11 protein-coding genes are annotated in these 14,040 nt (G+C 45.4%); 2 read left to right on the top strand and 9 right to left on the bottom strand.

The genetic code is table 11. From position 1 onward, the window contains the following. Positions 1 to 217: 217 nt before the first annotated feature. The 5 genes from AAEO56_RS07385 to def all read right to left on the bottom strand — a co-directional run bounded on the left by AAEO56_RS07385 (position 218) and on the right by def (position 7,241). Complete coding sequence (locus AAEO56_RS07385; RefSeq protein WP_341696387.1) at positions 218 to 3,478, bottom strand: Ig-like domain-containing protein; 3,261 nt, start codon at positions 3,476 to 3,478, stop codon at positions 218 to 220. A 263-nt stretch (positions 3,479 to 3,741) separates the two neighbouring features. Beyond that, the gene (locus AAEO56_RS07380) at positions 3,742 to 4,857 is read right to left on the bottom strand and encodes a hypothetical protein (protein ID WP_341696386.1); all 1,116 of its coding nucleotides are present in this window, start codon (positions 4,855 to 4,857) and stop codon (positions 3,742 to 3,744) included. Positions 4,858 to 5,023: 166 nt separating this feature from the next. Continuing rightward, complete coding sequence (gene mazG / locus AAEO56_RS07375; protein ID WP_341696385.1) at positions 5,024 to 5,797, bottom strand: nucleoside triphosphate pyrophosphohydrolase; 774 nt, start codon at positions 5,795 to 5,797, stop codon at positions 5,024 to 5,026. A gap of 349 nt (positions 5,798 to 6,146) precedes the next feature. Continuing rightward, positions 6,147 to 6,596, bottom strand: coding sequence for a DUF5606 family protein (locus AAEO56_RS07370; protein WP_341696384.1), 450 nt, complete (start codon positions 6,594 to 6,596; stop codon positions 6,147 to 6,149). Positions 6,597 to 6,653: 57 nt separating this feature from the next. Beyond that, positions 6,654 to 7,241, bottom strand: a complete 588-nt coding sequence (gene def / locus AAEO56_RS07365; RefSeq protein WP_341696383.1) for a peptide deformylase — start codon at positions 7,239 to 7,241, stop codon at positions 6,654 to 6,656. A 28-nt stretch (positions 7,242 to 7,269) separates the two neighbouring features. Between def and AAEO56_RS07360 the strand changes: the two genes are divergently transcribed. Then, complete coding sequence (locus tag AAEO56_RS07360) at positions 7,270 to 9,630, top strand: FUSC family protein (protein WP_341696382.1); 2,361 nt, start codon at positions 7,270 to 7,272, stop codon at positions 9,628 to 9,630. 185 nt (positions 9,631 to 9,815) lie between these two features. Here the strand turns inward: AAEO56_RS07360 and AAEO56_RS07355 are convergent, their stop codons facing one another. The 4 genes from AAEO56_RS07355 to AAEO56_RS07340 form a co-directional block, all read right to left on the bottom strand. Beyond that, entirely contained in the window at positions 9,816 to 11,312 is a 1,497-nt protein-coding gene (locus AAEO56_RS07355; RefSeq protein WP_341696381.1) for a malate:quinone oxidoreductase, read from the bottom strand. 104 nt (positions 11,313 to 11,416) lie between these two features. Then, positions 11,417 to 11,833, bottom strand: a complete 417-nt coding sequence (ruvX, locus tag AAEO56_RS07350; RefSeq protein ID WP_341696380.1) for a Holliday junction resolvase RuvX — start codon at positions 11,831 to 11,833, stop codon at positions 11,417 to 11,419. A 1-nt stretch (position 11,834) separates the two neighbouring features. After that, entirely contained in the window at positions 11,835 to 12,344 is a 510-nt protein-coding gene (locus AAEO56_RS07345) for a hypothetical protein (RefSeq protein ID WP_341696379.1), read from the bottom strand. Further along, on the bottom strand, positions 12,341 to 13,078 hold the full coding sequence (locus AAEO56_RS07340; protein ID WP_341696378.1) for a class I SAM-dependent methyltransferase: 738 nt from the start codon (positions 13,076 to 13,078) through the stop codon (positions 12,341 to 12,343). The genes AAEO56_RS07345 and AAEO56_RS07340 overlap by 4 nt, the downstream gene beginning before the upstream one ends. Positions 13,079 to 13,215: 137 nt before the next feature. Between AAEO56_RS07340 and AAEO56_RS07335 the strand changes: the two genes are divergently transcribed. Then, complete coding sequence (locus AAEO56_RS07335; protein WP_341696377.1) at positions 13,216 to 14,031, top strand: 2,3,4,5-tetrahydropyridine-2,6-dicarboxylate N-succinyltransferase; 816 nt, start codon at positions 13,216 to 13,218, stop codon at positions 14,029 to 14,031. Positions 14,032 to 14,040: the final 9 nt, after the last annotated feature.

Below are 14,040 nucleotides of genomic sequence, written 5' to 3'. Positions count from 1 at the left end.
ATTGAAGCTTTTTGAACACGTGTCTACAAGCCCCATCCGCAAGAGTGAAGCTCGCGTGCGGGATAGAGACGATATCCTGCCTGGTCCCGATAGCAATCGGGAGAAGGCAGATAAAGGCGATAGCCCGGCGGCGTAGGCACGGAGCCGGCACGCCCAAATAAAAAAATGCCGCATTGCTCAAACGATCAATGCGGCATTTCCTAATATTTAAGTATTCTTACTTCTTTGCAATTTTTACAGAGGTTAAACCACTACCGGAATATACCTGTAATATATAGCTGCCCTGTGCGAGTTGCGACACGTTTACTTTCATCTCATTACTATCTCCGTTAACATCCATAACCTTTTGTCCTAAAAGGTTTGTAATAGTTATGAGGCTGATACTGCTATCATTGGAAACTGTAAGCAGATCATTGGCAGGATTGGGGTACACCATGAGGTTTTTAAGTCCGAAAGCGCCTGTAGAAAGCAGCTCATTGGCTTCTATCGCCCTGAATTCGCTTTCGCAGCCATTTGCCGACTGTGCGCAGTAATAGATAACGCCGTCTTCAAGTTCGGTGTCAGTGTCTGCAACAACAAAGTCTGACCCATCCATGATATACCATGTTACCGTTGCGCCTGTCTCTGTAGTTACGTTAAGCGACGCTATGGTTTCGCCCGGATTAAAATCCTGTACATCGTCACCGCCCGGCATGGCCGGAGTGGCATGAACGGTTACTGAAACTTCAGCTGCACCGCTTTCACATTCATTAGAGACCTGTGTCGCATAGTAGGTTGTGCCGGTAACTAATACCGTTGCGCCCGGCAGCATCACGCCGCCTTCTTCCTCATACCATTGCAGGACAGCACCTTCTGTGTAGTCAGCCTCGATATCGGCAAGTGTGGCACCGGAGCAGAATTCCTGGCCGGCAGGCAGAACAGGCGCATCTAATTCTATAACGGTTATGCTTATTGGTAACCTTGTACTTTCACAGCCGTTAATCGTTTGTGTTATATAATATGTCCCTGTCGTGAACAATACGTTTCCTGCCAAAGGCGACCCGCCGGTAGGAGCAGCATATACATGAAAAGCGTCAGATCCCCCGGTGGCATCATTTACGGCAATTCCGTAGCAGCCTGTAACGGTATCGTCTATATCCGGAACAGGAGTTGCATTGAAGGTTACCACAACATCCTCCCTTGCGCTTTCGCATGTACCTACGGTTTGGGAAACATAATAGGTCCCGGCTGTTAATGGTAAAGTCCCGGCTAATGCCGTACCGCCGGTTGCTGTAGTATACCAGTTGAAAGTTGCTGTAGTTGTTCCGCTGGCTACCAGATCATTAACCGTTACTGCCGAATCAGGACAAAAATTTTGGTTTGCCGCTACCGGAAGCGAAGGCGCAGCTACTGTTACGGTTACTGCTACTCTTGTGCTTTCGCAGCTTCCCACCGTTTGCGAAACATAATAGGTTCCCTGGGTCACTACAGCCGTCGAAACAAGTTCTGTACCTCCGGAAGCGGTAGTATACCAATTGATCTCTGAACCCGCAGTCCCCGTAGCTGTAAGATTAGCCACTGTCGAGCCCGGGCACAACGCCTGTGCGCCTGCAACAGGAACCGGCACTGTTGTAATTGTTACCGCGACTCCAACTCTTGTGCTTTCGCAGCCACCGATAGATTGCGAAACATAGTAAGTCCCCTGGGCTAATATAGCCGCAGGAACAAGCTCTGAACCTCCTGCAGCTGCTGAATACCAATTGAATTCTGTTCCGGCTCCTGATGCCACAAGATTTGCCACCGTAGCTCCCGGACAAAAACTCTGGGCGCTTGCGGTAGGGGTGGCAACAGTTGTAAAAGTTACTGCTACCGGAACCCTGTTACTTTCGCACCCGCCTACAACCTGGGATACATAATAGGTTGTTGCCGCCAAAACAGTTGTAGATAGTAGCGCAGTCCCGCCAGTAGCGGCACTGTACCATTTGAAAGTTGCATTCGATTCCCCTGTAACCTGCAGGCCTGCAAGTGTAGATCCCGTACATACCTGCTGTGCAGCAGCTACAGGATCGGCAGGAGTTACACAGTTAAGCGAAGAATAGGTTACGGTTACCGTCCAGTTAGGATCTACCCTGTTCCATGTTGTATTACAATCTGAACCTCCGTACATCCTCCATGCCCTTAATTCAAATTGCACGGTACCTGTAGCACCGTTGGCAAAAGTAAGCCCCGTACGGCTATAGGCCTGGGTTCCGCCTGAGTTGCCTGTCCCTGCTGATACAGCATTTTCTGATGTGCCTGTTGTGGGGCAAGTTAAAACAGAACGCTGCTCCGACTTCCACCCGTTAGAAGCTGTTGTCATTGTATAGGATGTAGCTACTGATGCAATCTGGTAGCCGGCGGGTACATTTATCGTGAGTGTGCCCGGGCAGTTGTTTGTTGTATTTGTATCCGGATCATCATCAGAAAAAAGCGTTGGAATTTCTGACGGGCCACTACCAGAAAGCTGTCCGGGCGTGAAGGTAACCATGATCCATCCACCGGCTTCGGTAGTGCCACAGTTTGACCTTACCCACGCATAATAAGGCATGCCTGTTGTAAGGCTTGAAAGATTAACCGTATTTATTGCCGAACCTACATTTCCCGAAGGTGTGGTGGTGGCTATTGGCGGCGTACTGCTGGTTGAATAATAATAGTCATAACCACCTGCCGGAACGATCACTGCCGGAGACCATGATACTACCGCAGCATCAGCTGTGGCTACGGCGCTAATGCCTGCCGGAGAAGGACAGGTTCCTGTCTCTTCTGCGGTTACAGCAAAGATATTCAGAGCCCCTTCAGCTGCTGATATTTTTGTAAACTCAATACTCTCAATAGTCTTTAACTGGTTAGATGGCAACAGTTCCATTGCATACTGGTATATCCTTGGATCTCCCGAAGGATTTTCAGTAACATTGGTATTCCTGTAAACCCGGCCCATGCCTGACAGTGCAACAGGGAGTGCATTGCTAAAAAACCAGTCGGGTATCACGCCACCGGATACTAACTGTTCGGAATCATCTGTAAAATGTACCGTTGCGCTGATTGTAGCCGATCCGCTTCCTGTCGTAGCAAGCACATATAACCTTGATGCCTGAACACCGTTTGAAAATACAAGGGTGCCATTATCATTTTCTTCCTGCAACCGTAATGAATTGTTGCCGGACAGTGGCCCCAGCTGAAATGTAAGCCCGGTTGTCGCGGCCGAGGATATGAGCCCGGTAGCAGGGATTCCATAGGCAGGTGGCGGTGCAGCGCCAGGCTGGAAATCATTAGCCATAAAACAAATGTTGGCATTATCAATACCGATAGTTGAAGAGTTCAATGCCGAACCCGGCCCATTAGCTATTACATCCTGGGTAAAGCCTGAACTAACCTGAAGCGGTTCATACGTTTGAGCCTCCATAGTCATAGATAAAACCGAAGCAAAAACAGTAAAGGATTGAAGTAATTTTTTTTTCATGCAGGTAGATTTTTGTTGATTGTACTGTAGTAATTTTTGATTTCAAGGTAACTAATACTCAATGAATTAACAAAACCAGTTGGTTTTTTACAGTATTAGTTCAAAAAAAAGAAATTCATTGCAGATAAGATGCAATTACAATCCAAAATGTGCTAAATATTGCTAATGAGATAATTATACACATTAAAACGACCCACTAAAAAACGAAAAAGCCCTCTCATATAAGAAAGGGCTTACTATTTTCACAAAATAACCGGGCTTTGTTATTTACCATACGGAACAGGTATTTCCCTCATAACTATAGATGGCTCCCGCATGATTTTCTTTTCATATCTGGGCGCTATGGATTTGTCGGTATATTTTTCGTCTTTATATTTGATATGCTCAATGATTGCTGAAACTTTTACGTTTACATCAAGTGGCTGCACAAAGTTGTCATTAGCAAGTGCTATAACAAATTTTCCCTGTAACTTGTCGGTTTCTGTAATTCGCTTATAGCCCGCAATCCCTTTGCCGCTGTCGAAGGATTTATAAGGCCTGTCTTGCAGGAACAGTTTATTGTTCTGTTCGTTTACCAATGCATATTCTACGTCCTCACCGTTTACGGGCATCATAAGATTGGTGATCGCACCTGCTGCTATGCCGCCCAATGGTGTTGTAAAATAAGTTGCCACACCCTGTACCGCTCCCGCTATCATTTTCCTGTTCTGGTTCCAGAATTCATTGCTTTCTTTGCCAACACCAACCCAGTAGGCCCATGCCACCACTTTTTTGGTTTCATCTTTGGTAATTGTATTGACAGGAAGCGAAAAGCTTACCGAGGCCTTGGTATCACCAAGACTTGTCTTTGCATTGACACGCTGGCTTTTGTCGAAGATCATTTCTTCGTATTTCTTTTCGAGAGCTATAACGCGCCTTGTTTTTTGTACATACAGCGTATCATAACCCGTCATGACATCTTTAGTAACAGAGTTCCATACCGTATCCTGGACCTTAACCCATTTTACAGCAGTATTGAAATTCTTATTTTCAGATCTTTTTGGTACGCGCTGGATCGTTACGTTGCAGTTCCTCTTGCCTTTAGTGGTATTGGCAAACCTGAAAACATATACCGAATTGCCCTGTACCGTAAATTCCTTTTTTTCTTCCTTTACATTTTGGCCTTTGTACTTTAGCGCAGCAGGATATTCTGTCACTGTAACCTCATTGATAACACTGCCATCAGCTTCTATTGTAAAAATGATCCTGTCGCCATCGGCGAAGCCATACATAAGCTCTTCGGTAGCGCCGGGCGCTATTTTGATCTGCAGATCGGCAACGGGCATCTTTTGCCCGAACGAAAATGCTGAAAATAGTAATAATAATAATGTCTTACTCATAACTGATACTAACCACACAGATACATAGGCTTAACTGCATAAATTGAAGCGGGAAAAATAATTTCACATAGTTTGAAGCTTCGCTCCAACAGGATGTTTTCCTATGAAAAACGAGTGCCTTCATTTTTACGATCAAATCTATGTGCCTATATGGTTTAAATTTAAATTATAACTTTTTTGCTTCGTTCCAGAAAACATCCATTTCGGCGAGGGTCATATCGGCTAATGGCTTGCCGAGTTCGCCTGCCTTGCTTTCGAGGTACATAAATCGCTTGATAAACTTTTTATTGGTGCGCTCGAGGGCATCTTCCGGGTTGATGTTGAGGAACCGCGCATAGTTAATCATGGAAAATAACACATCGCCAAACTCCGATTCAATTTTATCGGTATCGCCGTTCTTTACCTCTTCCTGAAATTCTTCGATCTCTTCCTGCACTTTGTCCCACACCTGGTGCGGCTCTTCCCAGTCGAAGCCAACGCCTTTTGCCTTGTCCTGAATGCGGCTCGCCTTTACCAATGCTGGCAGGCTTTTGGGCACGCCTTCCAATACCGATTTCTTACCTTCCTTCAGCTTCAGCTTTTCCCAGTTTTGCTTTACTTCCTCTTCATCGGCCACGACAACATCGCTGTAGATATGAGGATGGCGATGTATGAGCTTATCGCATATCTCGTTGGCCACATCGGCAATATCGAAATCACCTGTCTCGCTGCCTATTTTAGCATAGAATACAATGTGCAGCAATATATCGCCCAGCTCTTTTTTTATTTCCTGAAGGTTGTTATCGAGGATGGCATCGCCTAACTCATAAGTTTCCTCAATGGTAAGGTGGCGAAGGCTTTGCAGGGTCTGCTTTTTGTCCCATGGGCATTTTTCGCGGAGGTCGTCCATTATATCGAGCAGCCTGTTAAAGGCATCGAGCTGTTGCTGGCGTGTGTTCATGGTGAGAATTTTGGCAAAATTAGAAAACTTTACCGCGTAATCCTATTTATGTTATATTTGGAAACAACAATTTAAAAATGATTGCACTTACCGGAAATATCGAGTCTTTGATGATGGGTGTACTGATAGCTGCGTTACTTATCACTTTGGTTATATGTGTAATAATAAAATTAATATTACGCAACAGGCTACAGTCTTACTGGTATTTCATTATTGGAATAATATTAATAACAGGACTGTTCTTCCTTTTCCTAAATTATCCTGACATTTTCTTCTGACTTTCCCAATAAAAAATCCTGCCTTTTGAAAACAAAAAGCAGGACCAATTAATTATATAAGTAAGATTGAATTATTCTTCGGTTTTCACTTCTTCGGCAGGCGCTTCTTCTGCAGACGGGGCAGCAACAGCAGGCGCTTCTTTCGAAACAAGCCCTTTTGCCTGAAGCATGTTATACCAGTTGAGTATTTTTTTAATATCAGACGCATATACCCTGTCCTCATCAAACTCAGGAAGTACTTCCCTGAAATACGACTCCAGTTTTGCGTTGTCTTCTTTGTGCGAGATCGCCGGGCCGTTATCTTCCTTTTCTGCGATGGCGCGGAATACCTCTGAAAGCTTTATCTCGCCATCATACGTATATACTGATATTTCAGATAACAGGCTCACGTTGCTCCTCATACCAACAGTTATTTTTTTACCGTCGATAAGCGATTCTGCTACAAAACCTGTGCGCGTTTGGATCTTCAGTTCGTACAATCCCGGTTTCCCTGAGATAGCTAATATTTTTTCAACACTCATTTTTCTTTTTTTTATAAGGATGGCAAATATCTAATGTTTGGCTTTAAAAACAAAAAATTACCTGCCTTTTTTGGCGATAAATTTCATTTTATAATCCGGCCTTGTCTTGCCCTCCATGATGTTCTGGAGTTTCTTTTGTATCAAACGCTTTTTCAGTGACGATATTTTATCGGTAAACAAAATACCCTCAATATGGTCGTACTCATGCTGTATTACCCTGGCAATAAGCCCGTCATACACATCGGTGTGCTTATTAAAATCTTCATCGTAATATTCTATCGTGATCTTTTCGTGGCGGTACACGTCCTCACGCACCTCAGGAATGCTCAGGCAGCCTTCGTTAAAGCCCCACTCCTCGCCTTCTTCTTTAAGCATTACAGGGTTGATAAACGTTTTTTTGAAATTCGCTAACTGCTCCTGCTCTTCTTTCGGAAGGTCATCATCATCACTGAAAGGACTGGTATCTACAATAAACAATCGGATGGCGAGGCCTACCTGCGGCGCTGCAAGGCCAACACCAAATGCATTATACATGGTCTCGTACATATCGGCTACGATTTGCTTAAGGTTCGGATCATCTTTAGCGATATCAACTCCTTTTTTCCTGAGCACCGGGTCGCCGTATCCTATAATCGGTAATATCATAATTCAAATATCTTTTAAATCAGTCGCAATGCCCCTTTTACGGACTGCAAAAGTAATAAATAAAAATGATTCCCTGCTGCTTGCTGAAATGCTAAAGTTTTGTGACAATTCACGCATGCTCCGGAAGAATGATGCGGCATTTAGTACCTTTGCGGCATACCCATTTTTCATGATCGAGAAGATAAGGCAATTTGCCGACAGCACGAATTTTACCAAGGCTGTGACCGTAACGGTCGCTGCCGTGCTGCCTGTGCTTATCCTCGCCCAGTTCGGGCATTTTGAGACAGGGTTTACTATTGCCATAGGCGCTTTCCTGACCTATCCGGCTGATATCCCCAGCAACCTTGCGCACCGGACCAAGGGTTTGCTCACGGCTTCGTTTATTGTTGCGGGATGTATGCTGGCTGTTAATACGCTCCATCCCTATCCGTGGGTTTTCTACCCGGTGGTAATCGTACTGGTTTTTTTCCTTTCAATGATATCGGTCTATGGGCAGCGTGCCAACATGGTATCCTTTTCCGGCCTTTTGGCGCTGGCATTGGGTTCAGGACATATCCATACCGGATGGGAGATCCCGGCTTATGTGGGCCTGGTACTTGCCGGTGGGTTGTTTTATACGTTTATTTCAGTAACGTTCAATTTCCTGAGCCCGCACCGGTATACCGAACTGCAGGTGGCGGAATGTATGAAGCTGACCTCAAAATACATGAAGCTGCGCGGCGACCTTTGGAATGTTGATGCCAACAGGGCTGCGATTGTAGAAAAGCAATTGCACCTTCAGGTAGAGATAAACACCACCCACGAAAACCTGCGGGAAATATTGCTCCGTAACCGGAATAACGCCGGAAATTCAAACCGCAGCCGAAAGATGCTGCTGGTATTTATATCTCTTATGGAAATACTGGAGCTGGCACTGTCCACATCCTTTGACCATAGCAAGTTGCACCAGAAATTCAGCGCGCACCCTCAGGTCCTGAATACCTACCAAAACCTTGCCTACAATCTGGCATCAACCCTGAAAAGGATTTCAAAAAGCATCCTTAACCGGAAAAAATATGTTGCAAAGCATCAGTTGCTACAGGATGTCGAAGCACTGGAGCAAGCCATCGCCAGATATGAGTCTGAACTGGGTAAAGAAGCCGCGTCGGAAGGGGTGTGGATGTTGTCGAATATGCTGCACTATGCCGAAAAACAGATAGAGCGGATAAAGATCATTGAACGGGCATTTACCAATAAGATCGACTTCAAAGACCTTAAAGGGCGTGATAAGGACCTTGAAAAATTCCTTACCCCTGAATATTACCCGTGGCATACACTACGCGAAAACCTCAGCTTCTCGTCAACGATATTCAGGCATTCGCTGCGGCTCACGCTGACTATTGCCATAGGGTTCACCATAGGGCTTGTATTCCCATTGCAAAACGTATATTGGATACTCCTGACAATAGTAGTTATTATGCGTCCCGGCTACGGACTTACAAAACAAAGGTCGTTCCAGAGAATCGTTGGTACCATAACCGGCGGTGTCATAGCGTTTGCCTTTTTGAGTTTTGTGCATCACAGCATTATTATAGGTACACTGGCCATTGTGTGCATGATATTAGGTTTTGCATTCACAGCCATCAATTACCGTATCGGGGCTACATTTGTAACGATCTATGTGATCTTCGTGTACGGTATGCTGAATCCGAACTTCACCGACGTTATCCAATACCGTATCATAGATACCGGCGTGGGTGCGTTGCTGGCTTTTGTCGCCAATTACTTTCTTTGGCCTTCGTGGGAGTTTATCAACCTGCCGGGATTCATCAAAAAATCTATTGAAGCCAACCGGAACTACCTTGAAGAAATTTCCCAATATTATAACCACAAAGGCAATGTAACAACCTCCTACAGACTTGCCCGTAAGAGTGCTTTTATCGAATTGGGCAACCTCATGTCGTCCTACCAACGGATGGTACAGGAGCCAAAGTCGAAGCAAAAACAGCAGCAGCAGGTCTATAAACTGGCGGTGCTCAACCATACGCTGCTATCATCCCTGGCATCGCTTGGCACCTATATACAATCTCATAAGACCTACAAAGCTTCCGAAGCATTTAATGTGGTTGTAAATACGGTGATCCGCAACCTCGACCATGCTATTGCGCTGCTCAATATGGACATGCAGGTACGAGAAGCGCAGCAATCCCAAAACGAAGAGCTTGCCATGCGCTTTACCGAACTCAAAAACATCCGCGCCCGCGAACTTCGCGAGGAGCATTTGACCGAAGAGGAAGAATTAAGGTTAAAAATGGAGGAAGCCCATTTGGTAATAGAGCAATTGGTATGGCTGAATAGCTTATCGGAAAAGATCGTGAAGGCTGCAAGGCAGATGGAATTGGTGAAGTAGTTTTTTTGTCGGAGGTCGCAAGTCCGAAGCTGGAAATTGTTGGATACATTTATGTAGAGACGCAGTTCCTGCGTTTCGCACAACAGCACTCAACAGTACATTAGACGCATTCAATGCGTCTCTGAAACATCGTTTTATCATCCACGTTGCATCGGACTTCCGACATCCGACCTCCCTACTTCCTGCTAATTCACCAACCCCAACACCTCACTGGTATGTTCCCGCATCGCTTTAAGGAATTGCGGGTTATCATTTAGTGATTGCCCGTGAGATGGAATCATTTCACGAAGCTTATTTTTCCATTCGGCGCTTTGCATCTCTTCCGGGAAGCAGCGTTCTATAACATCAAGCATAATGGAGACCGCCGTTGATGCCCCCGGGGACGCACCTAGCAATACCGCCAGCGAACCATCTGCGCTGTTGATAACCTCGGTGCCGAATTCCAGCTTACCGCCTTCTTTTTCATCTTTCTTGATCACCTGTACACGCTGCCCGGCGGTTTCCAGTTCCCAGTCTTCCATCTTTGCTTCAGGAAGGTATTCTTTAAGGGCTTCAAGACGGTCTTCGCGGCTTTGGGTAACCTGCTCAATAAGGTATTTTGTTAGCGGAATATTGTGGAAGCCTGCGGAAAGCATCGGCCCTATGTTATTTAATTGTATCGAAAGTGGCAGGTCGAAATACGAGCCATTCTTTAAAAATTTAGTACTAAAGCCGGCATAGGGACCGAACAGCAATTCTTTTTTGCCGTTGATGATCCGGGTATCGATATGTGGAACAGACATTGGCGGCGCACCTACCGAAGCCTTGCCATATACTTTTGCATTATGCTTTGCTATCACTTCAGGATTGTTGCACTTGAGCCACTGCCCACTCACAGGGAAGCCGCCAAAGCCTTTACCCTCAGGAATATCAGCTTTTTCAAGCAGGTGCAGCGAGCCGCCTCCGGCACCAATAAATACAAACTTGGCATAAGGCCTTGTTTTTTCACCGGTATGCATATCTTTTATCTTGAGTTTCCATTTGGGCGCCTTAGCCGAGCGGCGGATGCCTTTTACCTCATGCTCAAAATAGAGGTTTATCCCCTCCTGCTTTTCGAGCCATACAAACATGTCGCGGGTAAGCTCGCCGAAATTTACATCAGTACCAATGTTCATGCGCGTTGCTGCTACGGGGTCATTGCCTTCGCGTCCATCCATAATCAGCGGCGCCCACTGGGCAATCACTGCCGGATCTTCGCTATATTCCATTCCCTGGAAGATTGGAAACTTCTGCAGCGCATCATAGCGTTTTTTCAGGTATTCCACATTCTCCGCACCCCATACAAAACTCATGTGCGGTATTGTGTGTACAAACTGTTCCGGATTGCTTATCAGGCCTTTTTCCACCAAATGGGCCCAAAACTGCTTGGAAGCCTCAAAGGATTCGGCGATCTTCACAGCTTTGGATGTATCGATGCTGCCATCGGGAAGCTCAGGCGTGTAGTTCAGTTCGCAGAAAGCCGAGTGGCCCGTGCCTGCATTGTTCCAGGCATCGCTGCTTTCCGCGGCAGCCACATCAAGCCTTTCATAGATGTTTATTGTAATTTCGGGCATCAGTTCTTTCAGGAACATACCCAGGGTAGCGCTCATGATTCCGGCGCCTATAAGAACCACATCGGGTTCATTTTGTATGGTTGTAGACATCGTGTAAATTTGGATGCACAAATTTACCGCCAAACTCTCTAAAAATTATCTTAATATGCACGTTTACCATTGCAACGCCACCATTTTTACCGAAAGTGAAGTAATTACAGGAAATTTTTTCGCGATAGGTAATCCTGTAATAAAATCGTTGCCGAAATTTCATCAATCAGCGCTTTATTCTGACGCTGCTTCTTCTTGAGGCCACTGTCTATCATGGTTTGGAAAGCCATTTTGCTGGTAAAGCGCTCGTCTACCTGCACAAGTGGCATATCGGGAAACTGCTCTTTAAACTTTACGATAAAGGCTTCAATGATGGGTGCGCTTTCTGATGGCTGGCCGTTCATCTGCTTAGGCTCGCCAATGAGCACCTTCTCCACCTTCTCCTTTGCAAAATAATTCCGCAAAAAATCAATAGCCGTACCCGACTCAATAGTTGTTAGCCCTGAAGCGATTATCTGCATCTCATCAGTTACCGCTATCCCTGTTCGTTTTTGGCCGTAGTCTATGGCGAGTATCCTCATTTTATTCCGGTTTAATTTTTATGCCTGCAAGAAATGCCGTGCTTACTTTCTCATCAAAGTATTGTTCGCTAGAGTAACTCGAAGTGTAAATAAACAGCCCTTTTATCAGGAACAGGAATTCTGCTAACGGTTGTTTATTTTTTCCGTAAAGTACCCTGCGGGCAGGTTGGCCGCTAATTTCCGTTTCAGTTGTCCTCAATATTTCATAACCATTATCTGCTAATGTCTTTGCATGCCCGGCCAAAAGACCTTTGTACACGCTTATGAGCCTTTCTTTGGGTAACGGCTCGGAAATCTGCGTAATCTTTACGCGTTGTATAAGGAAAATACTGTTATTTGTATCTGCCCTGTATTGTAGCAGCTTCATGCCATTCTGAATTGTATCCAACACATATACATCTCCCGGCATTTCAATAGCAACAGTGTCGTCAACATCTATATGACTACTCGTTTCCTGCGCAAATCCTGTTGCAAATACCAATAGGAGAAGCATCTGTATAAAGTTTTTCATAAGCGTAATTTACCTACGCGCAAAAGTAATGGAAAAACAGCCTTGCCATCGCTTTTCTCCCAGGATTCTTTCAGTTCATCGCGAATAAGGTCGACCGGGTTGCTGCCGTTCTTTTTGATATAATGCTGCACAGCCGACCATGAGTCGATATAGCCGATAAGGTGCTCAAACGTCCAGGTAAACGTATCTAAGAATTGCTTTGCTACGATCTCTTCAAATGGGAACGGGATCGTTTTGTAATCCTCATCCACATACCTGCGCTCGGGATCCCAGTAGTCACCCAGTGTTTCCTGATGAAAATGACGGATAATACGGTCGCTTTCGGGATTGGTTGAAAACAGGCCGTAACCCATTACTACAAAGAGGCCATCCGGTTTCAGTATGCGGTATACCTCTTTATAAAAAGCATCAAAATCGAACCAGTGTATGGCCTGCGCAACTGTTATAAGGTCGAACATCTTATCATCAAAGGATGTATGCTCTGCGCGTTCCAATTTGTAAATAATATTGTCTGCGGGAATAGCATTCTCCAGCTGTTTCTCACTGATGTCGGTAGCGTATACCGTTTTGAAATGTCCCGCAAGCTTTGCTGCTACCTGCCCGTTGCCTGTCGCTATATCGAGGGCAAGATTTTTAGTAGCAGTAAAGGAAGCTATATAATTGATGATATCATGCGAATAACCCGGGCGGAATTTAGCATAGGTTTGCGCCTGTGTGGAGAAGTTGTCTTTCATTATGTGCGGTTTACGATAAAGATAAAAAATATAACAAAACAAGGCACCACATTGAAAAATATTTGTATTTTGTTCCTTGAAATTTGGCATCCATAATAATTACGGATTGTTATCTTTGCCGAAAATATCAGATTGCTATGAACCCTCTACAACCCATTATAGAAGCTGCCTGGAATGACAGGTCGCTGTTACAGGATGAAACAACTACCAATGCTATACGCGCGGTAATCGGCCTTTTAGATGCCGGAGAACTGCGTGTTGCCGAACCCGTTGAAGGCGGATGGCAGGTAAACGAATGGGTGAAAAAGGCCGTAGTGATGTACTTCCCTATCCAAAAAATGGAAACCCTTGAGGCCGGTATATTTGAGTACCACGACAAGATGCCGCTAAAGCGCGGCTATGCAGAAAAAGGCATACGTGTGGTCCCTAATGCTGTTGCACGCCACGGGGCCTATATTGCATCGGGCGTAATCCTGATGCCAAGCTATGTAAACATAGGTGCTTATGTAGACGAGGGTACCATGGTAGATACCTGGGCCACCGTAGGCAGTTGCGCACAGATAGGAAAAAATGTTCACCTTAGCGGAGGTGTGGGTATAGGAGGCGTTTTAGAACCGCTACAGGCTGCACCAGTTATTATTGAGGACGGCGCATTCATCGGGTCCCGCTGTATCGTGGTAGAAGGCGTTCGTGTAGAAACCGAAGCTGTGCTTGGTGCCAACGTGTGCCTTACTGCTTCCACAAAAATTATAGATGTTACTGGCGATACGCCGATAGAAATGAAAGGTGTAGTACCTGCTCGCAGTGTCGTGATACCTGGCAGTTATACCAAAAAATTTGCTGCCGGCGAATACCAGGTGCCCTGTGCGCTTATTATCGGGAAACGCAAACCTTCGACCGACTTAAAGACTTCGCTGAACAACGCCTTAAGGGAATATGACGTAGCGGTTTAACCATAGCTT

It is taken from the genome of Flavobacterium arundinis (assembly GCF_038289855.1).
Classification (GTDB): Bacteria; Bacteroidota; Bacteroidia; order Flavobacteriales; family Flavobacteriaceae; genus Flavobacterium; species Flavobacterium arundinis.
This window is presented reverse-complemented; position numbering and strand designations above follow the sequence as displayed.